The organism is Streptomyces sp. SID8374 (assembly GCF_009865135.1).
Classification (GTDB): domain Bacteria; phylum Actinomycetota; class Actinomycetes; order Streptomycetales; family Streptomycetaceae; genus Streptomyces.
The window spans coordinates 2,096,529-2,118,632 of record NZ_WWGH01000001.1 but is presented as its reverse complement, the minus strand read 5'-3'; the positions used below and the strand labels follow the sequence as shown (position 1 = coordinate 2,118,632).

The 22,104-nt window shown below is 70.1% G+C and carries 16 protein-coding genes; 14 read left to right on the top strand and 2 right to left on the bottom strand.

Annotated elements, in window-relative coordinates:
• Window positions 1-4: 4 nt before the first annotated feature.
• The 3 genes from GTY67_RS09500 to GTY67_RS09490 are packed head-to-tail and all read left to right on the top strand — an operon-like array spanning window position 5 to window position 4,499.
• Complete coding sequence (locus tag GTY67_RS09500) at window positions 5-1,591, top strand: glycosyltransferase family 4 protein (RefSeq protein ID WP_237502571.1); 1,587 nt, start codon at window positions 5-7, stop codon at window positions 1,589-1,591.
• On the top strand, window positions 1,588-3,207 hold the full coding sequence (locus tag GTY67_RS09495; protein WP_161278371.1) for a glycosyltransferase: 1,620 nt from the start codon (window positions 1,588-1,590) through the stop codon (window positions 3,205-3,207). The genes GTY67_RS09500 and GTY67_RS09495 overlap by 4 nt, the downstream gene beginning before the upstream one ends.
• Window positions 3,208-3,212: 5 nt before the next feature.
• Window positions 3,213-4,499 (top strand): nucleotide sugar dehydrogenase, encoded by a 1,287-nt coding sequence (locus GTY67_RS09490; RefSeq protein ID WP_161278370.1) that lies wholly within the window; start codon window positions 3,213-3,215, stop codon window positions 4,497-4,499.
• A 69-nt stretch (window positions 4,500-4,568) separates the two neighbouring features.
• Here the strand turns inward: GTY67_RS09490 and GTY67_RS09485 are convergent, their stop codons facing one another.
• Window positions 4,569-5,759 (bottom strand): acyltransferase, encoded by a 1,191-nt coding sequence (locus tag GTY67_RS09485; RefSeq protein WP_161278369.1) that lies wholly within the window; start codon window positions 5,757-5,759, stop codon window positions 4,569-4,571.
• Between the two features lie 115 nt (window positions 5,760-5,874).
• A complete protein-coding gene (locus GTY67_RS09480; protein ID WP_161278368.1) occupies window positions 5,875-6,477 on the bottom strand; it encodes an acyltransferase in 603 nt (200 codons plus the stop codon).
• A gap of 601 nt (window positions 6,478-7,078) precedes the next feature.
• Between GTY67_RS09480 and GTY67_RS09475 the strand changes: the two genes are divergently transcribed.
• The 11 genes from GTY67_RS09475 to GTY67_RS09425 all read left to right on the top strand — a co-directional run bounded on the left by GTY67_RS09475 (window position 7,079) and on the right by GTY67_RS09425 (window position 21,874).
• On the top strand, window positions 7,079-7,498 hold the full coding sequence (locus tag GTY67_RS09475) for a hypothetical protein (RefSeq protein WP_161278367.1): 420 nt from the start codon (window positions 7,079-7,081) through the stop codon (window positions 7,496-7,498).
• A 310-nt stretch (window positions 7,499-7,808) separates the two neighbouring features.
• Window positions 7,809-8,129, top strand: a complete 321-nt coding sequence (gene rplU / locus GTY67_RS09470) for a 50S ribosomal protein L21 (protein WP_003969204.1) — start codon at window positions 7,809-7,811, stop codon at window positions 8,127-8,129.
• A 14-nt stretch (window positions 8,130-8,143) separates the two neighbouring features.
• Window positions 8,144-8,401, top strand: a complete 258-nt coding sequence (rpmA, locus tag GTY67_RS09465) for a 50S ribosomal protein L27 (RefSeq protein ID WP_015608479.1) — start codon at window positions 8,144-8,146, stop codon at window positions 8,399-8,401.
• 144 nt (window positions 8,402-8,545) lie between these two features.
• Window positions 8,546-9,982, top strand: coding sequence for a GTPase ObgE (gene obgE, locus GTY67_RS09460; protein WP_093693248.1), 1,437 nt, complete (start codon window positions 8,546-8,548; stop codon window positions 9,980-9,982).
• A gap of 327 nt (window positions 9,983-10,309) precedes the next feature.
• Window positions 10,310-11,809, top strand: coding sequence for a bifunctional cytidylyltransferase/SDR family oxidoreductase (locus tag GTY67_RS09455; protein WP_093693249.1), 1,500 nt, complete (start codon window positions 10,310-10,312; stop codon window positions 11,807-11,809).
• Between the two features lie 227 nt (window positions 11,810-12,036).
• Entirely contained in the window at window positions 12,037-14,136 is a 2,100-nt protein-coding gene (locus tag GTY67_RS09450; protein WP_202461392.1) for a hypothetical protein, read from the top strand.
• 254 nt (window positions 14,137-14,390) lie between these two features.
• Entirely contained in the window at window positions 14,391-15,623 is a 1,233-nt protein-coding gene (locus GTY67_RS09445) for a glycosyltransferase family 2 protein (protein ID WP_093693251.1), read from the top strand.
• Between the two features lie 179 nt (window positions 15,624-15,802).
• A complete protein-coding gene (locus GTY67_RS09440; RefSeq protein WP_093693252.1) occupies window positions 15,803-18,571 on the top strand; it encodes a CDP-glycerol glycerophosphotransferase family protein in 2,769 nt (922 codons plus the stop codon).
• A 187-nt stretch (window positions 18,572-18,758) separates the two neighbouring features.
• A complete protein-coding gene (gene proB, locus GTY67_RS09435) occupies window positions 18,759-19,877 on the top strand; it encodes a glutamate 5-kinase (protein ID WP_161280014.1) in 1,119 nt (372 codons plus the stop codon).
• A gap of 127 nt (window positions 19,878-20,004) precedes the next feature.
• Entirely contained in the window at window positions 20,005-20,496 is a 492-nt protein-coding gene (locus tag GTY67_RS09430) for a hypothetical protein (protein WP_093693254.1), read from the top strand.
• Between the two features lie 94 nt (window positions 20,497-20,590).
• Window positions 20,591-21,874, top strand: a complete 1,284-nt coding sequence (locus GTY67_RS09425) for a glutamate-5-semialdehyde dehydrogenase (protein ID WP_161278365.1) — start codon at window positions 20,591-20,593, stop codon at window positions 21,872-21,874.
• Window positions 21,875-22,104 lie beyond the last annotated feature (230 nt).

The window sequence follows — 22,104 nt, the reverse complement described above, 5'->3', positions numbered from 1 at the left end:
GTTGATGGAAGCGCAGGACATGTCGGACGGCGGGTCCCGCCGGGGCCGGGTCGTCATGCTGGTCGACAACAAGGTCGACGGTGACTCCCGGGTGCAGAAGGCCGCGGAGTCCATGGCCGCGGCCGGCTGGGACGTCACCCTGCTCGGCTTGGTGCGCAGCGGCAACGGGCGCAGCTGGAAGCTCGGCGACGCGCAGGTGCGGCTGCTGCCGCTGAAGACCCCCCTGGCCAAGCGGCACGCCGAGCGGCACCGCTCCCCGTTGCGCCGGCCGCTGGCGTACCCGCCGGGCCCCCTCGGGGCCTACCGGCGGCAGTGGGTGAAGGCGTGGCGCGCGGACGTCATGACCCGGCGTGCGGCACTCAAGGTCGCCCCGCAGGCTGTGGGCTCCCCGCTGTTCCGCAAGTCCGAGAAGGCCCGTCTGGTCGTCGCCGGACCGGTCTCCCGGATCGTGCAGCGATGGGTCGCCTTCCGCTCGAACCAGACGGCCGAGGCCCAGCGCGCCGGGCGTGCGCTGCACGGCCCGCTGGACCGTGCGTTCACCGCGTTCTGGAAGGCGGCCAAGGGCAAGCGGGCCTGGCGCCGACTCGAACCCGTCCTGTGGGACTACGAGCTGACGTACGGCAAGGAGATCGACGCCCTCAAGCCCGACCTCATCCACGCCAACGACTTCCGCATGCTCGGCGTGGGCGCCCGCGCCGCGATACGAGCGAGGGCCAAGGGACGCCAGGTCAAGCTGGTGTGGGACGCCCACGAGTTCCTGCCCGGCGTGCGCCCCTGGGAGGACAACGCCCACTGGATCCCGGGCAACACGGCACACGAGAGCGAGTACGCCCCCTTCGCCGACGCCGTCGTCACGGTCTCCGAAGGGCTCGGTGACCTCCTGCGCGAGCGGCACGGGCTCACGGAGCGGCCCACCGTCGTCCTCAACGCACCGGACCGCCCCGTCGAGGTGCGCGAGGGCGAGGAGAACGATCCCGTTCCCGACCTCCGTGAGCTGTGCGGCATCGGCCCCGATGTCCCGCTGGCCGTCTACAGCGGATCGCCCGGCCCGCAGCGCGGTCTGGGCGACATGGTCGAGGCGCTGCCCGCGCTGGACGGGGTGCACATGGCGCTGGTCGTCCCCCGGCCCGCGGCCGCGTACATCAAGGGGCTTCAGGCGAGGGCCGAGGAACTCGGCGCGGGCGACCGGCTGCACGTCGTGCCCTACGTCCCGCACTGGCAGGTGGTCCGCTTCCTGTCGGCCGCGAACGTGGGCTGCATCCCGATCCACCACTGGCCGAACCACGAGATTGCCCTGATCACCAAGTTCTTCGAGTACTCGCACGCCCGGCTGCCCCTGGTGGTCAGCGATGTGAAGACCATGTCCGAGGTCGTCCGCACCACCGGGCAGGGCGAGGTCTGCGTCGCCGAGGACGTCCCGGACCTGGCCCGCGCGATCAAGCAGGTCCTCGCCGACCCGGACCGCTACACCGCGGCCTACGACAGGCCGGGGATGCTGGACACCTGGACCTGGGAGGCCCAGGCAGAGGTGCTGGACGGCCTGTACACGCGACTGCTTTCCGATGTGAAGAAGGCGGGCCCCCGAGGATGAGTGCCACCCCCGACGTCAGCGTCGTCGTCGCGGTCTACAACACGATGCCCTACCTGACGGAGTGCCTGAATTCCCTGGTCCGGCAGAGCATCGGGCTGGACCGGCTGGAGGTCGTGGCGGTCGACGACGGGTCGACGGACGACAGCGGTGCCGAACTCGACCGGTTCGCCGAGCGCTACCCCGGCGTCGTCAAGGTCCTCCACCAGGAGAACTCCGGTGGCCCGGCCGCGCCGAGCAACCGTGCCCTGGAGGTCGCGACCGGCCGGTTCGTGTACTTCATCGGCTCCGACGACTACCTGGGCGACGAGGCCTTGGAACGGATGGTCTCCTACGCCGACGAGCACGACTCGGATGTCGTCGTCGGCAAGATGGTGGGCACCAACGGCCGCTACGTCCACCAGAAGCTCTACGCGGAGACCTCCCCCGACATCAGCCTGTACGCGTCGAGTCTGCCGTTCACGCTGGCCAACACCAAGCTGTTCCGCCGTGAACTGGTGGAGAAGCACCAGCTGCGGTTCCCGGAGGACATGCCGGTCGGCAGCGACCAGCCCTTCACCATCGAGGCGTGCGTCCGGGCCCGCAGGATCTCGGTGCTGGGCGACTACACGTACTACTACGCGGTCAAGCGCGGCGACGCGAGCAACATCACCTACCGGGCGAACCACCTGGCCCGGCTCCGGTGCACCGCCAAGATCATGGACCACACGGCCGGGCTCATCGAGGCCGGACCGCAGCGCGACGCCGTCTTCAAGCGCCACTTCGAGTGGGAGCTGTCCAAGCTGCTGCTCGAGGACTTCCCCGTCCTCCCCGTCGAAACGCGGCGGGAGGTCTGCGAGGGTCTGGCCGCTCTGCTGGACGCCTACTTCACCGACGGCCTGCGCGAAGCGACCGGAGTGAAGAGACGGGTCCGCTTCGGCCTCGCCCGGCGCGGTGCCGTCGACGAACTCACCCGCGCCATCGCGGACGAGACGGCCCACGGGGCGCCGCCCTTCCTCCTGGAGGGCAAGCGGGCCTTCGCGCTCTACCCGGGCTTCCGGGACCCGGCGGTCGGCCTCGACGACCACTGGTACGAGGCGCGGGAATCGGTCGCGGGCAGGCTCGCGAACGGTACGAAGCTGGAGTCGGCGGAGTGGGAGCAGAACGGCGGGGAGCTCACCCTCGCCCTGAAGCTGCGCCTCGGGATCACCGGTGACACCTCGTCGGCCGTCGTCGCCCTCGCCCAGGGCGCCCTGCCGAAGACCGCCGACAAGCCCGGCGCCCGCAAGCTGCCGAAGGACGCCCTGCGCCCGAAGGCGGTCGGCGAGTTCACCAGGGAGCCCGCCGGGGACGGCACGGGGACCCTGCTGAGCGCCCGCATCCCCGTCGGGTCCGTCCGGGCCAAGCGCGGCGTACGCGTCTACGCCGACGTCGCGGGCGCCACGTACGAGATCCCCGTCCGCACCGAGGGCCTGCCGATGCCGCTGGCCCGCCGGTGGGGGAGCGCCACTCCCCACCGGGTCGCGGCGAGCCCCAACACCAAGGGGCGGCTCGTGATCACCACTGCTCCCCTGTGGGAACCGAAGCTCGGCGTGGGCGCACGGCTGCGCCGAGCGCTGTCCAGGTCGAAGAGGAAGTAACCCCGATGAACATCTGTGTAGTCGCGCTCGGCAAGATCGGGCTTCCGCTCGCCGTGCAGTTCGCCGCCAAGGGCCACAAGGTCATCGGCGCGGACGTCAACGAGAAGGTCGTGGAGCTGGTCAACGCGGCCACCGAGCCGTTCCCCGGCGAGCACGACCTCGACGTCAAGCTCAAGGAGACGGTCGGCGCCGGCCTGCTCTCCGCGACGACGGACACCACGGCCGCGGTCGCCGCGTCCGACGCCGTCGTGGTCGTCGTCCCGCTCTTCGTGGATGCCGAGGGCACCCCGGACTTCGGCTGGATGGACGCCGCTACCAAGGCCATCGCGGCGGGCCTGAAGCCCGGCACCCTGGTCAGCTACGAGACCACGCTGCCCGTCGGCACGACCCGTACGCGCTGGGCGCCGATGCTGGCCGAGGGCTCCGGCCTCACCCCGGGCGAGGACTTCCACCTGGTCTTCTCCCCGGAGCGCGTCCTGACCGGCCGGGTCTTCGCCGACCTGCGCCGCTACCCCAAGCTCGTCGGCGGCATCGACGAGGCGTCCGCCGCGGCGGGCGTCGCGTTCTACGAGGCCGTCCTCGACTTCGACGAGCGCGAGGACCTGCCCCGCGCCAACGGCGTCTGGGACCTCGGCACGGCGGAGGCCTCCGAGCTGGCGAAGCTCGCCGAGACCACCTACCGCGATGTCAACATCGGCCTGGCCAACCAGTTCGCCCGGTTCGCCGACCGGAACGACATCGACATCAAGAAGGTCATCGAGGCCTGCAACAGCCAGCCCTACAGCCACATCCACCAGCCCGGCATCGCCGTCGGCGGCCACTGCATCCCGATCTACCCGCGGATGTACCTGTGGAACGACCCCGAGGCGACCGTCGTCCGCTCGGCCCGCGAGGCCAACGCCGCGATGCCCGCGTACGCCGTCGACCTGCTGGCCGCCGCCTACGGCGACCTGGACGGCGTCGGGGTCCTGGTGCTGGGCGCCGCCTACCGCGGCGGCGTCAAGGAGACCGCGTTCTCCGGCGTCTTCGGCGTCGTCCAGGCCCTGAAGGCGCGCGGCGCGGTGCCGTTCGTCTCGGACCCCATGTACACCCCGGAGGAGCTGACCGCGCTGGGCCTCGTCCCGCACGACAGCCACCAGGCCGTCACGGCGGCGATCCTCCAGGCCGACCACGCCGAGTACCGCGAGCTCGCCGCCGCCGACCTGCCGGACGTCCGCGTCCTGGTCGACGGCCGCCGCACCACGGACCCGGCGAAGTGGGCGGGCGTACGCCGCGTCGTCATCGGCGGCTGACACCGCCCGGCAGCACCGAGCCCCCCGGCGTCGTACAGTCGGGGGCTCGGTGCTGTTGTGAGCAGGGTGTCAGCGCCCGGTCCGGCCGGGCCCCGGCAGGCTCGTCGCCGTCCCTCGCTCGGCCCGGTCCCGGGCCTCCCGCGCCAGCCGGGTCCGCAGCCACCGCTGGGACGGCTTCTCGACCAGGCGGTGGAGCAGCCAGGCAGCCAGGACCATCAGCGCGACGGTGAGCACCAGGGTCGGCCAGGCGCCCAGCTTCCCGTACAGGGTGCGGATCACCGCCCAGCCGAGCTCCTCGTGCAGGAGGTAGAGCGGGTAGACCAGAGCCCCGGCGGTGGCGAACCAGCTCCACCCGACGCGGTCCAGCTTGTGCAGGGCGACCGCCAGCACCAGCAGGTAGAAGAAGGTGACCAGCGCCAGCGCGATGTACGGGTCGCGGTCCATGCCCCGGTCGTGCCGGAGGCCGTCGGCGTGCTGGACCAGATCGCTCTGCATCACCAGCCAGCCGGCGGCCAGCAGCCCCCACAGCTGGAGGTCGGGCCCGAAGCGGTACATCAGGTACATCGCGATCCCGCTGACGAACAGCGCGGTGTTCAGCGGCTGCGCGAAGATCCCGAGGATCGGCACCTGGTTCCCCGGCTGCTGCACGAGCACGCTCGCCAGGAGCCAGAGCCAGCAGAAGATCGAGACGCGCCGGTAGTCGAGGCCCCGCCAGATTACCAGCAGGAAGATCAGGTAGAACGTGAGCTCCACCCACAGGGTCCAGTAGGCGCCCACCAGATGCTGCGCGGAGAGCGGGACCTGGAGCATCGTCAGGTTCGTCAGCGACTCACTGACACTGGGTCCGGTGCGGGCCCCGTCGGGCAGCGCCCGCCAGGCCACGAAAGCGGCCAGCGCCGAGAACCAGTAGGCAGGGAAGAGCCGCAGGAAGCGGGCTTGGACGAACTGGCCGGGGCTGCGGTCCCACGCCGACAGGCAGATGACGAAGCCGCTGATCAGGAAGAAGAGCTGGACCCCGTACGAACCGTACGAGGTCACGGGGAACAGCCAGGGGAACAGCTCGCGGGGGTTCACCCCCCAGTTGGCGCCGGTCGCCGCGTCCACGCCGGTGTAGTGGAAGGCGAGGACGCTCAGCGCGGCCACCACGCGGAGGGCGTCCAAGGCGTACAGGCGCGGCGCGGCGGCCGGACCGGGGGCCGGCCGCCCGGTTTCTTCCGGCGCGGCCGATCCGGCGGCAACCTGGACCTCGGTCTGGCTCATCGGGCCTCGCTCGGCTCGCTCGGAAAGGCACCAGACTAAGGCACCCGCCGGCAAGGCCCGGGCAATCCGTGGCGCGAACGAAGGTCCGGCGGCCCGTACCCCTCTTCCCGAGGACTTACGCCGGGCGCTCCACGAGAACCCCGTCCTTCTCCTCGTACACAGTCCCGCTCTGCGGGCACTCCCACCCACCAGGCTCACCTTCCCGCGCCACCAGACGCACGCCGCTGCGGCCCACCCAGCCGATCTGCCGGGCCGGTACGCCGACGACCAGGGCGAAGTCCGGGACGTCCTTGGTCACCACGGCACCCGCCGCGACCATCGCCCACCGGCCGATCCGCACCGGCGCGACACAGACCGACCGCGCACCGAGCGAGGCGCCCTCGGCGACCTTGACGCCCACAGCCTCCCAGTCACCGCCGCGCTTCTGCTTGCCGTCGGGGTCCACCGAGCGCGGGTTGTGGTCGTTGGTGAGGACCACGGCCGGGCCGACGAAGACGCCGTCACCGAGTTCGGCGGGCTCGTAGACGAGGGCGTAGTTCTGCAGCTTGACGTTGTCGCCGATACGGACGCCGGTACCGACATACGCACCACGGCCGACGACGCAGCCCTTGCCGAGCTTGGCTCCCTCACGGATCTGCGCCAGCTCCCAGACGCTGCTGCCCGCTCCGATCTCGGCGGTCTCGTCGACCTGGGCGGTGGGCTGGACCCTGTAGTTCACGGCATGCCTTCCGGGGGGAGGGGGAATTCGTCAAGAGAGGCCAGAGTATCCACCTTGAAAGACTTCCCCTTCCCGGTGCCGCTGGCTCCGGGTGAACGGGATCGGAGCTAGAGCCTTGGCAGGCAGGGTCCGCGGGTACAAGGATCTGCAAGTTGGTCGGGCACGCTGGGACGATGCCGTGGGCACAGGCTGACATTGAGTCCTATATGGGCCCGGGGTGGACCGTGACGCGGGTGCAGGGATCGGGGTGCCGTCGACGAAATCGCCCTTGCCAGGGCCGATAGCTCCTTGTTATGCCCAGACCGCCGGGACGTCCAAACCCTGCACCGTATCTGCGCGAACATCTCGCTCTTCGTGAGATGGGTGGATCCAGGAGAAATGCTTACGTCTCACCGGCGACCACACCGACCTGTTGCCCCTGCCGAATTAGGATAAAGTAGGGTTTGCGGTGTTTAGTTGGGTGGGATTCCGTGCAGATTTATCCTGCATGGTGGTTGATCTTTGCTGTGTAGACTCCAGGGTGGCCAAACGGGCCGCGAAGTCTACTGGGGGATGTATGTTCTCGTATCGAGTGGCCCGAGGGGCCGTCGTTGCTGGTGTCGTGGCCATAGCCTCACTGCTGACGGTCGGTCCAGCCGCCGCCATGCCCTTCTGGCAGAAGTGGGTACCAACGTCGGATTACACCTGTGGTCCCACCACGCATCACTGGAAATCTGTCAACGTGATCTTTCAGACATGCATCATCCGTGGGAGCGGAAGAAACATGCAGCCTGTAATGCTGGTCAGAAACAACGCCAGTGTGGATATTGAAATCTACGGACGAGTCCACGCCGGCTGGAGCCCGAATGAATTTGCCTACTGTCATGACAGCAATCTTTCTGCAGGTGCACTCACTGCTTGTTACGGACGGACCTCTTCGGGCAAGGTCGGAAACAACTATGGCTGGGGGGAGCTTTACATGAATGGCGTGAACGGAAATCCCAGTGAGACCCTCAAGGCCAATTACTGGATTCCTGGGTAACTTCAGCTCGGCTGGGCCGGTCGTTGCTGCGGCGTGCCCTCGCATCGCTGGTGGAGCGCGGGGGAGTGGGGTGCTTCGCCGAGGTGTGCCGCCTGCCCTACCCCGGTTTGACCCCCACACCCCCGCCCCGTAACCTTGACCCTCGGTGTGTTTCCGTACGCACCTACCCCTGAGCACATCCCTCCCGGTAACGGTCGGTGTTCGCGCCGTCCGCCAGGAGAGGCCGCTCATCCTTCCGGATCGGTGCGGGCTTCGGCCCGTGCGAGCGGCTGGCATCAGGGGATCCGTTCCGAGCGAGAGAGAGATCCGCGTGTACGCCATCGTGCGCAGCGGTGGTCGCCAGCACAAGGTTGCTGTCGGCGACATCGTTGAGGTTGACAAGATTTCCACTGCCAAGGTTGGCGACACGGTCGAGCTCTCGACCCTGCTCGTTGTCGACGGTGACGCGGTCACCAGCGACCCGTGGGTGCTGGACGGCATCAAGGTCACGGCTGAGATCGTGGACCACCACAAGGGCGCGAAGATCGACATCCTTCGCTACAAGAACAAGACCGGCTACCGCCGTCGCCAGGGTCACCGCCAGCAGTACACGGCGATCAAGGTCACCGGTATCCCCGCGGCTGCGAAGTAAGGGACTGAGAACACATGGCACACAAGAAGGGCGCATCGTCCACTCGGAACGGGCGCGATTCCAATGCTCAGCGGCTCGGCGTGAAGCGCTTCGGCGGTCAGGCCGTCAACGCCGGTGAGATCCTGGTCCGCCAGCGTGGCACCCACTTCCACCCGGGCACGGGTGTCGGCCGTGGCGGCGACGACACGCTGTTCGCGCTGACCGCCGGTGCGGTGGAGTTCGGTACGCACCGTGGCCGCAAGGTCGTGAACATCGTTCCGCTCGCCGTCTGATCTTTTCGACGCGCGCAGAACGGCACACAGCACCTTCCGAGGGCGGATCTCAGCTTTCCCGGCAACCGGGGAAGCGGGTCCGCCCTCGGCGTGTTACGACAGAGACAATTCCGTATTTTCCTGCTGTACCTGGAGGCACCAACCATGACCACCTTCGTGGACCGCGTCGAGCTGCATGCCGCCGCGGGTAACGGAGGCCACGGCTGCGCCTCCGTACACCGTGAGAAGTTCAAGCCGCTGGGCGGCCCCGACGGGGGCAACGGCGGACGCGGCGGCGATGTGATCCTCGTCGTCGAGCAGTCCGTGACCACGCTGCTGGACTACCACCACAGCCCCCACCGCAAGGCCACCAACGGCCAGCCCGGCGCCGGTGACAACCGTTCCGGCAAGGACGGCCAGGACCTGGTCCTGCCCGTCCCCGACGGCACCGTCGTCCTCGACAAGGCCGGCAACGTGCTCGCCGACCTCGTCGGCCAGGGCACCACCTTCGTCGCCGGCCAGGGCGGCCGCGGCGGCCTCGGCAACGCGGCGCTCGCCTCCGCCCGCCGCAAGGCCCCCGGCTTCGCGCTGCTCGGCGAGCCCGGGGAGAGCCGGGACATCGTCCTGGAGCTCAAGACCGTCGCCGACGTGGCCCTCGTCGGCTACCCGAGCGCGGGCAAGTCCTCGCTGATCTCGGTGCTCTCCGCGGCCAAGCCGAAGATCGCGGACTACCCGTTCACCACGCTCGTCCCCAACCTCGGCGTCGTCACCGCCGGCTCCACCGTCTACACCATCGCCGACGTCCCCGGCCTCATCCCCGGCGCCAGCCAGGGCAAGGGCCTCGGCCTGGAGTTCCTGCGCCACGTGGAGCGCTGCTCGGTGCTCGTGCACGTCCTGGACACCGCGACGCTGGAGTCCGACCGCGACCCCGTCTCCGACCTCGACATGATCGAGGAGGAGCTGCGGCTCTACGGCGGCCTGGACGACCGGCCCCGCATCGTCGCCCTGAACAAGATCGACATCCCGGACGGCCAGGACCTGGCCGACATGATCCGCCCCGACCTGGAGGCCCGCGGCTACCGCGTCTTCGAGGTCTCCGCGATCGCGCACAAGGGCCTCAACGAGCTCTCCTACGCCCTCGGCGGGATCATCGCCGAGGCGCGTGCCGCAAAGCCGAAGGAGGAGGCGACCCGCATCGTCATCCGCCCCAAGGCCGTCGACGACGCGGGCTTCACCGTCACCCTGGACGACGAGGGCATCTACCGCGTACGCGGCGAGAAGCCCGAGCGCTGGGTGCGCCAGACCGACTTCAACAACGACGAGGCCGTCGGCTACCTCGCGGACCGGCTCAACCGCCTCGGCGTCGAGGACGCCCTGATGAAGGCGGGTGCCCGGGCCGGCGACGGTGTGGCCATCGGACCCGAGGAGAACGCGGTCGTCTTCGACTGGGAGCCGACCGTGACGGCCGGCGCCGAGATGCTCGGCCGCCGTGGCGAGGACCACCGCCTGGAGGAGCCGCGCCCCGCCGCGCAGCGCCGCCGGGACCGCGACGCCGAGCGCGACGACGCGGAGAAGGAGTACGACGAGTTCGACCCGTTCTAGGCCCTGCCGGGCGAGGCCGCTTCAGGCCACCGGACGGCTCGGTTCCATGTGGAGCCGGGCCGTCCGGTAGCCTCGCCCCCGGATACCGGGTGGTCCGGCCGCTGTCGCGGTCACACCGGGTGGCCGGGCCGCGGGATGTGCCGATTGCGCAACACCTCTGTGGGGTCGATCACCCCGCGTACCGGCCCCGCACCATCCAACCTCCCTGGCCAGAGGGTGAACTGCGGGTTTCCGCGGGACGAGCGGCGGACGACGTCCACCTTGCGAGACGGTCACGGAGAGTGCGACCATCACACTGTTCCCCCGTCATAGCAAGGTAGGTCGTCTGTGTCTGTGCCGCACGAAGCCAAGCCCCGGACCACAGCGGTCGTGCTCGCCGGTGGAACCGGCCAGCGCGTGGGACTGTCGATCCCCAAGCAGCTGCTGAAGATCGCCGGCAAGGCAGTCATCGAGCACACGCTGACCATCTTCGAGAACGCCGAGGACATCGACGACGTCATCGTGCTGATGGCGCCGGGTTTCGTGCCCGACGTCGAGAAGATCGTCGCCAAGGCCGGACTGACCAAGGTCACCCGCATCATCGAGGGCGGCAACACCCGCAACGAGACCACCGAGCGTGCCATCGCGGCCCTCGGCGAGGGCCTGGCCGAGGGCGAGGACCGCAACGTCCTCTTCCATGACGCGGTCCGCCCCCTGCTGTCACAGCGTGTGATCAAGGACTGTGTCGACGCCCTCGACCGCTACGACGCCGTCGACGTCGCCATCCCGTCCGCGGACACGATCATCGTGACCCGCACCCACGGCGGCGACGGGGAGTTCATCACCGAGGTCCCCGACCGCTCCCGGCTGCGCCGCGGCCAGACCCCGCAGGCGTTCAAGCTCTCCACGATCCGCAAGGCGTACAGGATCGCGGCGGGGGACCCCAACTTCCAGGCGACCGACGACTGTTCGGTGGTCCTCAAGTACCTCCCCGACGTGCCGATCTACGTGGTCGCGGGCGATGAGTACAACATGAAGGTCACCCAGCCGGTCGACGTCTTCATCACCGACAAGCTCTTCCAGCTCGCCTCCACCGCCGCTCCGCGCCAGGCCGACGAGGCCGCCTACCGGGAGCTGCTCTCCGGCAAGACCCTCGTCGTCTTCGGCGGTTCGTACGGGATCGGCGCCGACATCGCGACGCTGGCCGAGAGCTACGGCGCGAGCGTCTACGCTCTGGGCCGCTCCACCACCGGCACCCACGTGGAGAACCCCGAGCACGTCGAGGAGGCGCTCTCCAAGGCGTACGCCGAGACCGGGCGCATCGACTACGTCATCAACACCGCGGGCGTCCTGCGCATCGGCAAGCTGGCCGAGACGGACAACGCGACCATCCAGGAAGCGCTGAACGTCAACTACCTGGCCCCCGTCCAGATCGCGCGCGCCTCCTACAAGTACCTCGCAGAGACCCAGGGCCAGTTGCTGCTCTACACCTCCAGCAGCTACACCCGCGGCCGCGCCGAGTACAGCCTCTACTCCTCCACCAAGGCCGCGATGGTCAACCTGACCCAGGCGCTCGCCGACGAGTGGGCGGGCGAGGGGATCCGGGTCAACTGCGTCAACCCGGAGCGGACCGCGACGCCGATGCGCACCAAGGCGTTCGGCCAGGAGCCCGAGGGCTCGCTGCTCTCCTCGGAGGCCGTGGCGCGCACCTCGCTGGACGTGCTGCTCTCCGCGCTGACCGGTCACGTCATCGACGTACGGCAGCAGGACCCGACGGCCGGAGCCTCCGCGTCCTCCGGTTTCGAGCAGGCGCTGGCCTCCGTACTGGACCGTCAAGAAGATGTGTAATAATTCTTGACAATTGTGCTTATTCGGGCCTCTGTTATCGCTTAGCGCGATCGCAGAGGCCCGTATGCGTGAAGCCGCACCTTCACATTTCCCTCAATAGGTGAATCAAACCGGCACCCCCCTGGAGCAGGTTCTTCGTGATTTCGACAGCCATTCGCCTGGCCCGCGTGGGCAGCAGGTCAGAACTGGCGGCAGCGTTGTTGATGGGGCTGGGATATCCCTGCGTCATGCTCGCCGCGCTCATTCCGAACGTCTGGTTCTTCGCGGCGGCCACGGCTGTCACGTATGCCGCGGACTGGTATCTGCATCAGCGGGGGAGCTATCTGATCAACCGGCTCAGCAAGGTGCGGGCCGGGCTGCCGATCCGCTTCCTGCTGCGCCAGCTGATGCTCATCCTGCTGCTGGCCCGGCTGGACCTCGCCGAGGAGCCGCTGTTCTACACGGCGGTCGCCACCTTCCTGCTCTTCTACGGGCTTCAGGCCCCGCACGGCGCCCTGACGACCCTGATCCGGCTCCGCCGCACCATGCCGGTCGTCACCCGCAACGTGGACCTGCACGCCGTACGCATCCCCGACGCCCCGCCGGGTGCGCTGCTGCGCCGCTCCGCCGAGAAGATGCTGCACCTCGACATCCCCGCGATGGTCGGCATCCTGATCGCCGCCGGGACCCGCGAGTACGCCGTCGGCTACGTCGGCGCCGCCCTCACCCTGGTGCTCGCGCTGGCCTACCTCGCGGCGCTCCTCCCGTACGTACGCCGCGGCGCTCTCGTACCCCCGGCCGCCGCCGTGCTCAAGGCCGTCGACACCTGGCTGCGTGAGTACCAGCCGACCGTGGTGCTCTACTTCTCCGGCTCCAACGAGTCCGCCTACCAGGGCAACATGTGGCTGGAGACCATGGCCCGGGTCGAGGGCCGGCCGCTGATCGTCATGCGGGAGCGCGGTCTCGTCCCGCAGCTGGCCGAGACCTCCGTCCCGGTGATCTGCGTCCCGGCGGGCACGCATCTGATGAACCTGGACCTCTCCACCGTCCGGGTCTGCCTGTATCCGGCCAACGTCGGCAAGAACATCCACATCCTGCGCGTGCCGACCATGAAGCACGTCTTCATCGGCCACGGCGACAGCGACAAGCTCGCCAGCGTCAACCCGTACTCCAAGGTGTACGACGAGGTCTGGACGGCCGGCCGGGCCGGCCGCGACCGCTACGCGCTGGCCGACGTGGGCGTCCGGGACGAGGACATCGTCGAGGTCGGCCGCCCGCAGCTGGAGCCCATCAAGAGCTGGACGGGCACGGTCAAGAACCCCATCCCGACCGTGCTGTACGCCCCCACCTGGGAGGGCTGGGACGACAACCCCGGCAACACCTCCCTGCTGCTCGCGGGCGAGAACATCGTGCGCCGGCTGCTCGCCGCCGACGACCCGGTCCGGATCATCTACAAGCCGCACCCCTTCACCGGCATCCGCAGCGGCAAGGCCAAGGCGGTCGACGCCCGCATCCGCGGCATGCTGGGCAAGGCGGCCACCGAGCGGGCCGCCGAGCCCCGGTGGGCCAAGGAGGCCGAGCGGGCGGCCGCCGCCCACAGCGCGGCCAAGGCCGAGCTGGTACGGATCGACGCCCGCCTCGCGGAGCTCGGGGCCGTGGGCCGCTCCGGCGGGGACGAGGCGGAGGAGTCGCGGGTCTCGCTCGCCGACCCCGCCCGCGAGGCCGAGGCCGCGCAGCTGCGGGCCGCCTGGAACGACGCCTACTGGCGCTCCTTCGGCTGGTGGGAGCACCGTACGGTGACGGGCGCGCAGCCCAAGCTGTACGACTGCTTCAACGAGTCCGACGCCATGGTTTCGGACATCTCCAGCGTGGTCTCCGACTTCATCGCGAGCGGCAAGCCGTACGCGGTCACCGACTCCGCGGGGCTCGGCGCCGAGGAGTTCAAGCGGCAGAACACCGCCGTACGGGCCGCGGTCATCCTCTCCAACAGCGCCGAGGAACTCGACGAGCTGCTGGCCGCCGTCGCGGACCCGGCGGCCGACACACTGGCCGGGGCGCGCCGGGAGCTGAAGACGTACCTCCTGGGCCCGGACGAGCCGACCTCCATGGAGCAGTTCAACGCCGCCGTACGGGCGCTCGCCGCCAAGGCCGAGGCCCGCAACGCAGGTGTCGCCCAGCGGATCGGCGACCAGGCCGTGTCCGTACCGGACCGTGAGGCGGCCTCCAGCGGCGTCGGTACGGGCGAGTCGGAGGCGCTGGCCGACGCCGGTGCCGACGCGGACCCGGACGCGGTGGGGGAGACCGAGGCGGAGACCGCGGTCACCGAGGGGACCTCGGCGGCGCGCTGACAGACGGACAAGGCGCGCTGACGGACGTACAAGGCGCGCCGGCAGACGTACAGGACGCGCTGACAGACGCACAACCGGCCAGTAGGCGCACATCTGATCGAACTGGCTGAAAATGAGGCAACCCAGACGGCGACCCGTACGTCTCTCCTCAGGGAGGGATGTACGGGTCGTTCGGCGTGTCGATGCACAAAAAAGTGCAGAGTCGGGCAATCCGCCCTCTTTCGTGATCAAATCGACAGGTGCACAGGGACGACATGCCCAGGACGAACCACGAGCCCGATGTCAGTGTGATCATCGGAGCGTATGAAGCGATGCCCTACCTGGTCCGGTGCCTGGAGTCCGTGGAGGCACAGACGATCGGCGCCGGACGCCTGGAGATCGTCGCGATCGACGACGGTTCCACGGACGGCACGGGCGAGTACCTGGAAGAGTTCGCCGCCCGTACGGCGATCCCCACGCGCGTCGTCCGGCAGGCCAATTCCGGCGGCCCCAGCGGCCCGCGGAACACTGGCCTGGAGCTCGCCCGCGGCCGGTACGTCTTCTTCCTCGACGCCGACGACTACTTCGGCGAGGAGGCCCTGGAGCGCATGGTCGCCATGGGGGACCGGGCGGGCACGGACGTGATCCTCGGAAAGATCGTCGGCGTCAACCGCGGTGCCGCGAAGTCGATGTGGAAAGAGACCGTGGAGCGCGCCGACCTCTACACGTCCAACATCAAATTCACGCTGAGCGCCCAGAAGCTGTTCCGGCGCGACCTCCTCGTACGGCTCGGCATGCGCTTCGACGAGAAGCTCAAGACCGGCGAGGACGCCCTGTTCACCATGGAGGCGTATCTGCGCGGCAACGGCGTCTCCGTCGTCGCCGACTACACCTGCTACTACCTGGTGGGCCGCGAGGACCGCAACCAGATGACCAAGAAGGGCAGCTACACCCGCCGCTTCGACTCCGCCCGCGCCCTCATGGGGCTCATCGCCGACCTGGTGCCCGCCGGACCCCGCCGCGATTCCCTGATGGTGCGCCCGTTCGTCATCACGCTGCTGCCCCAGTTCGGACCCGGACTGGTGAAACAGTCCGACGCCGTCCGCAAGAAGAAGATGGCGCTCGCCGCCCCCCTGATGGACGCCCACTGGACACCGGAGCTGGGCCGCCGGCTCAAGGTCCACGAGCGGCTGCGGCTCACCGCCCTCGCCGAAGGACGACTCGACCTCCTCCTCGACATCGCGGCCTTCCTCCGCGACAAGAAGGAGCCCGAGGTGGTCCGCCGGGGCGGCCGGACCTTCCTGGCCTACCCGCACTTCGAGGAGGCGGGCAAGGGCTCCGTACTCCCCGAGCGCGCCTACGAGGTGGCCGTCACCGAATGGGTCGGCGGCAAGCGCATCGACCCGCCGCACCCGAAGCCGCACGTGTCCTTCGCCCGGCGCGTGGTCCGCAAGGCCCGCCGTACGGTACTGAGCGCCCTGCGGGCCCCGCGCGCGCACCGCGTCTGACGCCGGGCCACCACGCGGACCTGCGGACCCGCCCCCGCGAGGGCCCGGGGCGGGTCGATCCTGTGATTGGTGTCACGCCATACTGGGGTGCAACCATGAGACCGTTGTAGACGTCTCATTTACGCCCCGTCTTCCAGGGGTTCATCATCTGCACGTCCCCCCGGAAAGGCCCTCCCCCCGTGGCGTCCCTCGAAGCGATCCCCGAAGAGCTCAGCCGGCTCATGAAGTACTTCCCGGAGACCCCGGCCGAGGAGCGCCCCGCCTTCCACAGTGCGGCCAAGGACTTCCTGGACAGGGCCGCCCCCAAGATCGTCCGGCAGTTCTCGCCGATGGCCCGGGTCAAGTGGCACCTGGCGGCCAGCGGGCGCGGCGAGGAGCTGGCGGACCTGCTTCACTACGAGCGGGAGAACCCGGGCGCCTTCTCCGTCAAGGGTCTGCGGCGGGCCCGCATCGAGCTGCCCGGCATCGAGAGCTCCTCGCTGCCGTCCTCGGTGCGCAACTTCAACCGCAGCGAACTCCCCGTACGCGGAAAGCTCCTGGACCTCGTCTGGGAGGACGGCAAGCTCGTCGTCAAGGGGTACGCCTACATCCCCAACGTCCCCTCGGCCACCGGCAAGCGCTCCCTGCGCGTCGCCGTGCTCCGCCGTCAGGGCAGCCGCTCCACCCTCCCGCTGCGCCTGCGCACGGTCGAGGAGCCCCGCGCCACCACCGAGGCCAAGGGCGCCCTGCACAACTACGACTGGTCCGGCTTCGAGATCGGCATCGACCCGGGCCGGCTCCGCGTCCGCGGCCAGTGGCAGTCCGGCACCTGGCGCCTGGGCATCGGCATCCCGCGCCCCGGCGGCATGTCCGTGGGCAGCATCACCAAGAACAACGCAGGCGCGGCCGGACACAGCTACACCCGCTCCCTCGACGACGGCGTCCGGCTCGTCGCCGGCTTCGACCGCAACCGGCTCAAACTCACCGTGGACGTCGTCCCCGCCGAGATCGACTCCCAGGAAGCGGACGGCGACACCCTCACCGTCACCCTCCGCTCCCGGGTCACGGCCCCCGCGGGCAAGTTCCCCACCGCGCTGCGCCTCGACCACGAGCCGAGCGGCTACGCCACCGACCTGCCCCTCCAGCAGAACGGCACCGGCGACGACGGCTGGCTCCGCCACACCGCGAAGCTGCCGCTGGCCGACCTCCCCGTCGACGGCATCACCCCCGGCAAGTCCCGCAAGTACCGCGCGCTCATCGTCTTCGCCGACGGCACCACCCGCCGCGCCACCAACGGCGAGAACCTGAACACCGGCGTCCACCCGCTGCCCGACGGGCGCGAGTTGGCGATCCTCACCGACGGCGCCGGGAACTTCACCCCGCAGCTGCGCACCGTCCAGCCGGTCGTCGACGGCGTCGAGTGGACCGCCGACGGCGAGCTGCTGCTCTCCGGCGCCTACACCGGCCCGGCCGAACAGATGAAGATGGTCCTGCGCCACACCGGCCGCAACGAGGACCGCCCGCTGCCCGTCGACTTCGCCGACGGCCGCTTCACCGCCCGCCTGCGCCCCGACACCATGCCCACCTACGAGGGCACCGTGCCGCTGCGCGCCGGCCGCTGGATGCCGCGCCTGCGCCTGCGCACCGAGTGGGACCACACCCGCGACCTCCCCGTCACGCTCCGCCCCGACCTCGTCTCGATGCTGCCGCTCTCCCACCGGGGCGAGCACCGCACGTACACCGTGGAGCGCCTCGACTTCGACCGCATCTTCATCGAGTCCGGCCCGGTCCTCGGCCCCGAGCTGCGCGGCGCCTACCGCCAGCGCCTCATGCGCGACGTCTACACCCCCGAGCAGCGCAAGCTGCCGCTGCGCGAGGCCGTGCTCTACAACAGCTTCGGCGGCAAGCAGTTCTCCGACTCGCCGCGCGCGGTCTACGAGGAGCTCAAGCGCCGGGGCACCGACGTGGAGCACATCGCGATGGTCCACGACCAGCAGGTCGTCCTGCCGCCCGGCGTGCGCGGCGTGGAGTGGGGCAGCACCGAGTGGTACGAGGCACTGGCCCGCAGCCGGTACGTCGTCACCAACGGCGGCATCCGCGAGTGGTTCGTCCGCCGCGAGGGCCAGGTCGTCGTCCAGACCTGGCACGGCACCCCGCTCAAGCGCATCGGCGCCGACCTGCTCGGCACCCCCAAGGCGAACCTGGCCTACATCGCCAGCCTCCCGCAGCGCTCACGCCAGTACAGCCTGTTCATCACGCCGAACGCCTTCACCACCCCCATCATGACCAACTCCTTCCGCCTCCAGTGCGAGGTGCTGGAGGCGGGCTACCCGCGCAACGACGTCTTCCACGCCCCCGACCGCGTCAAGCGCGCCGCGGCCGTACGGGAGAAGCTCGGCATCCCCGCGGACAAGAAGGTCGTGCTGTACGCGCCCACCTGGCGCGACGACCAGCGCTACGGCGGCCGCCGCTTCAAGCTGGACAACCAGATCGACGTCGAGGCCGCCCGGCGCGAGCTCGGCGAGGACCACGTGCTGCTCTACCGCAAGCACCACAAGGTCCTCGACTCCATCCCCGGTGCCGGACAGGGCTTCGTCCACGACGTCACGTACTACCCGGACATCGCCGACCTGTACCTGATCGCCGACGTGCTGATCACGGACTACTCCTCGGTGCTGTTCGACTTCGCCCACTCCGGGCGGCCGATGCTCTTCTTCACGTACGACCTGGAGCACTACCGCGACACCCTGCGCGGCTTCTACTTCGACTTCACCTCCCGCGCCCCCGGACCGCTGATCAAGACCTCCGAGGACCTGGTCGCCGCGATCCGGAACATCGACGAGGTGAGCGAGGAGTACAAGGAGAAGTACGCCCAGTTCCGGGTCGACTTCTGCGAGCCCTCCGACGGGCGCGCCGCCGCCCGCGTCGTGGACCGGATGCTCGCCATCAAGGACGAGCAGCAGCGCTGATCCACCCCGGCCGCTCCCACGGCTGTCCACCGGGCGAACCGGCGGGCAGCGGGGGCGGCCGCTCGCGTACTGTGCTGTGCCGGGGGCGGCACGTACGCCCCGCAGGACACCGGGGCGATCCAGAGCGAGGAAGCACGTGGCAGAGCAGAGGCCGTCGGACCGTACGTCGTCGGGCCGCGGGCCTGAAGTGACCGGCGCCCGCAGGATCGTCGTCAAGGTCGGCTCCTCCTCGCTCACCACCGCCTCCGGCGGCCTCGACGCCGACCGGGTCGACGCCCTCGTCGACGTCCTGGCCAAGGTCAGGGACGGCGGCGAACGCGAGGTCGTCCTCGTCTCCAGCGGTGCCATCGCCGCCGGGCTCGCCCCCCTCGGCCTGGTCCGCAGGCCCAAGGACCTCGCCCGCCAGCAGGCCGCAGCCAGCGTCGGCCAGGGCCTCCTGGTGGCCCGTTACACCGCCTCCTTCGCGCGGTACGGCGTCCGCGTCGGCCAGGTGCTCCTCACCGCCGACGACACCAGCCGCCGCGCCCACTACCGCAACGCCTACAGCACCCTGGACCAGCTCCTGGAGATGGGCGCCGTCCCCGTCGTCAACGAGAACGACACCGTCGCCACCGCCGAGATCCGCTTCGGCGACAACGACCGGCTCGCCGCCCTCGTCGCCCACCTCGTCCACGCCGACCTCCTCGTCCTCCTCTCCGACGTCGACGGCCTCTACGACGGCCCGCCCGGCACCCCCGGCGCCTCCCGCATCGCCGAGGTCACCGGCCCCGAGGACCTGGCAGGCGTCACCATCGGCAGCGCGGGCAAGGCGGGTGTGGGCACCGGAGGCATGGTCACCAAGGTCGAGGCCGCCAACATCGCCACCGCCGCCGGGGTCCCCGTCGTCCTCACCTCCGCCAGCCGGGCCGCCGACGCGCTCGCGGGCCGCGACACCGGTACGTACTTCCACCGCACCGGCCGCCGCTCCGCCGACCGGCTCCTCTGGCTCGCCCACGCCTCCACCCCGCAGGGCGCGCTCACCCTGGACGACGGCGCCGTACGGGCCGTGGTGGAGCGCCGCACCTCGCTGCTGCCCGCCGGGATCTCCGCCGTCGAGGGCGAGTTCAGCGCCGGCGACCCGGTGGAGCTGCGCGACCTGCGGGGCAACCCCGTCGCCCGCGGGCTCGTCAACTTCGACGCGAAGGAGATCCCCCAGCTGCTCGGCCGCTCCACCCGCGATCTCGCCCGTGAACTGGGCCCCGCCTACGAGCGTGAGGTCGTACACAGGGACGATCTGGTCATTCTCACGCCCCGCCTCACCCCCTGAAACGGCTGAAAGTCCCGCCATCGGGCAGGGACCTTTACCAAAACCGCCCCAGACCAGGCCGTGGACTGGTCCACTTTGTAGCGGGGAAACAGGGGTCCGCACAGCAACACATCACAGGAGGCCGCCGGTGAGACGAGCGCGCCCGGGGGCGTCGCCCCGAGGCACGGGCAGCCGCGCCCTGACGAGTGTCGGAGCGGGGGCTGATTTCGACCGGAACCCGCCCCTGGGAGGCACCGCCGAACAGGAGCCGGTGACGGCGAAGCAGGAAGAGCGCCCGCAGTCGAAACTGTGGCACATCACCCTCAGCGTCTCGGGGACCGAGACCCCGCTGGCGGAGGTCAGACGCGGCCTGGAACAGCTGGCGCACGACCACCCCTTCCTGCTGACCAGCCGTTACGCCAACGACCACGCGGAGATCCGCTACTGGGAAGAGGCCCGCGACCTGCACGACGCGGCCGCCGTCGCGCTGCGGCTGTGGGGCGAGCACCGCTCCACCGCCCAGCTCCCGCCGTGGAAGATCGTCGGCCTCGAAGTCATCGACCGCGAGACGTACCACCAGCGCATCGCCGAGGGGTACGGGCCGCCGCCCGCCGCCCCCGTGGGCGTACACCCCTACTGAAAGGCCCCAGGTGGGGCGTCCGCCCCTCGGGTCGGCCGTCTCGCATCACGGGATACGTGCCGTATGCCCGCAGAGTGCGCATTACTCTGCGGGCATGACCACGCTCTCGCCCTACGACAACCTGTCCCCGGTCGCGCAGACCGCCTACCGGGCCCGCGCCGCCGCCGCAGATATCGCGCCACTTCCGCGCGCTGCCAAGGACGACGCGCTGCTGGCCATCGCCGACGCCCTCGAAGTACGGACCGCCGAGATCGTCGAGGCCAACGCGCAGGACGTGGAGCGGGCCCGCGAGGCCGGTACGAGCGAGGGCATCATCGACCGGCTCACCCTCACCCCGGAGCGGATCCGCGCCATCGCCGCCGACGTACGGGACGTGGCCGCGCTGCCCGACCCGGTCGGCGAGGTGGTGCGCGGCTCCACGCTGCCCAACGGCATCGACCTCCGCCAGGTCCGCGTCCCCCTCGGCGTGGTCGGCATCATCTACGAGGCCCGCCCCAACGTCACCGTGGACGCCGCCGCCCTCTGCCTGAAGTCCGGCAACGCGGTCCTGCTGCGCGGCTCCTCCTCCGCCTACGCCTCCAACACCGCCCTGGTCCGGGTCCTGCGCGACGCGGTCGGCGGCTCGGGCCTCCCCGCTGACGCGGTGCAGCTCGTCCCGGGCGAGAGCCGCGACTCCGTACGGGAGCTGATGCGGGCCCGCGGCCTGGTCGACGTCCTCATCCCGCGCGGCGGCGCCTCCCTGATCCGTACGGTCGTCGAGGAGTCCACGGTCCCCGTCATCGAGACCGGCACCGGCAACTGCCATGTCTACGTCGACGCCGAGACGGACCTGACCATGGCCGTGGACATCCTGATCAACTCCAAGGCCCAGCGCCCCAGCGTCTGCAACTCCGCCGAGACCCTCCTCGTCCACAAGGACGTCGCCGACACCTTCCTGCCGCTCGCCCTGGACGCCCTGGCCGAGGCCGGGGTGACCGTCCACGGCGACGAGCAGGTCCTCGCCCACGCCGAGTCCACCAAGGCCACCGTGGTCGCGGCGACGACGGAGGACTGGGAGACCGAGTACCTCTCGTACGACATCGCGGCGGCGGTCGTCGACTCGCTGGACGCGGCGGTGGCGCACATCCGGCTCTGGTCCTCCGGGCACACCGAGGCGATCGTGACCACCTCGCAGGCGGCCGCCCGCCGCTTCACCCAGCTGGTCGATTCGACCACGGTCGCCGTCAACGCCTCCACGCGCTTCACGGACGGCGGACAGTTCGGCTTCGGCGCCGAGATCGGTATCTCCACCCAGAAGCTGCACGCGCGCGGCCCGATGGGGCTGCCGGAGCTGACCTCGACGAAGTACATCGTCACCGGCGACGGCCACACCCGGTAGCCGCACCCGCACCCGCACCTGCACCGCGCCTGCGCCTGGACCTGCGTCTGCGCCTGTGCCTGCGTCTGCGCCTGGATTTGCACCTGCCCGTCCGCACCTGCCCGTCCGCACCTGCCCGTCTGCTCCTGACCGGGCCCTGACCCGCCCCGGCGTACGCCTGCGGGTCAGGGCCCGGCCGGATGTTCCCCTCCCGCCCGCCGGGCGACTTTCCGGAGCACCTGCCCAAAAGG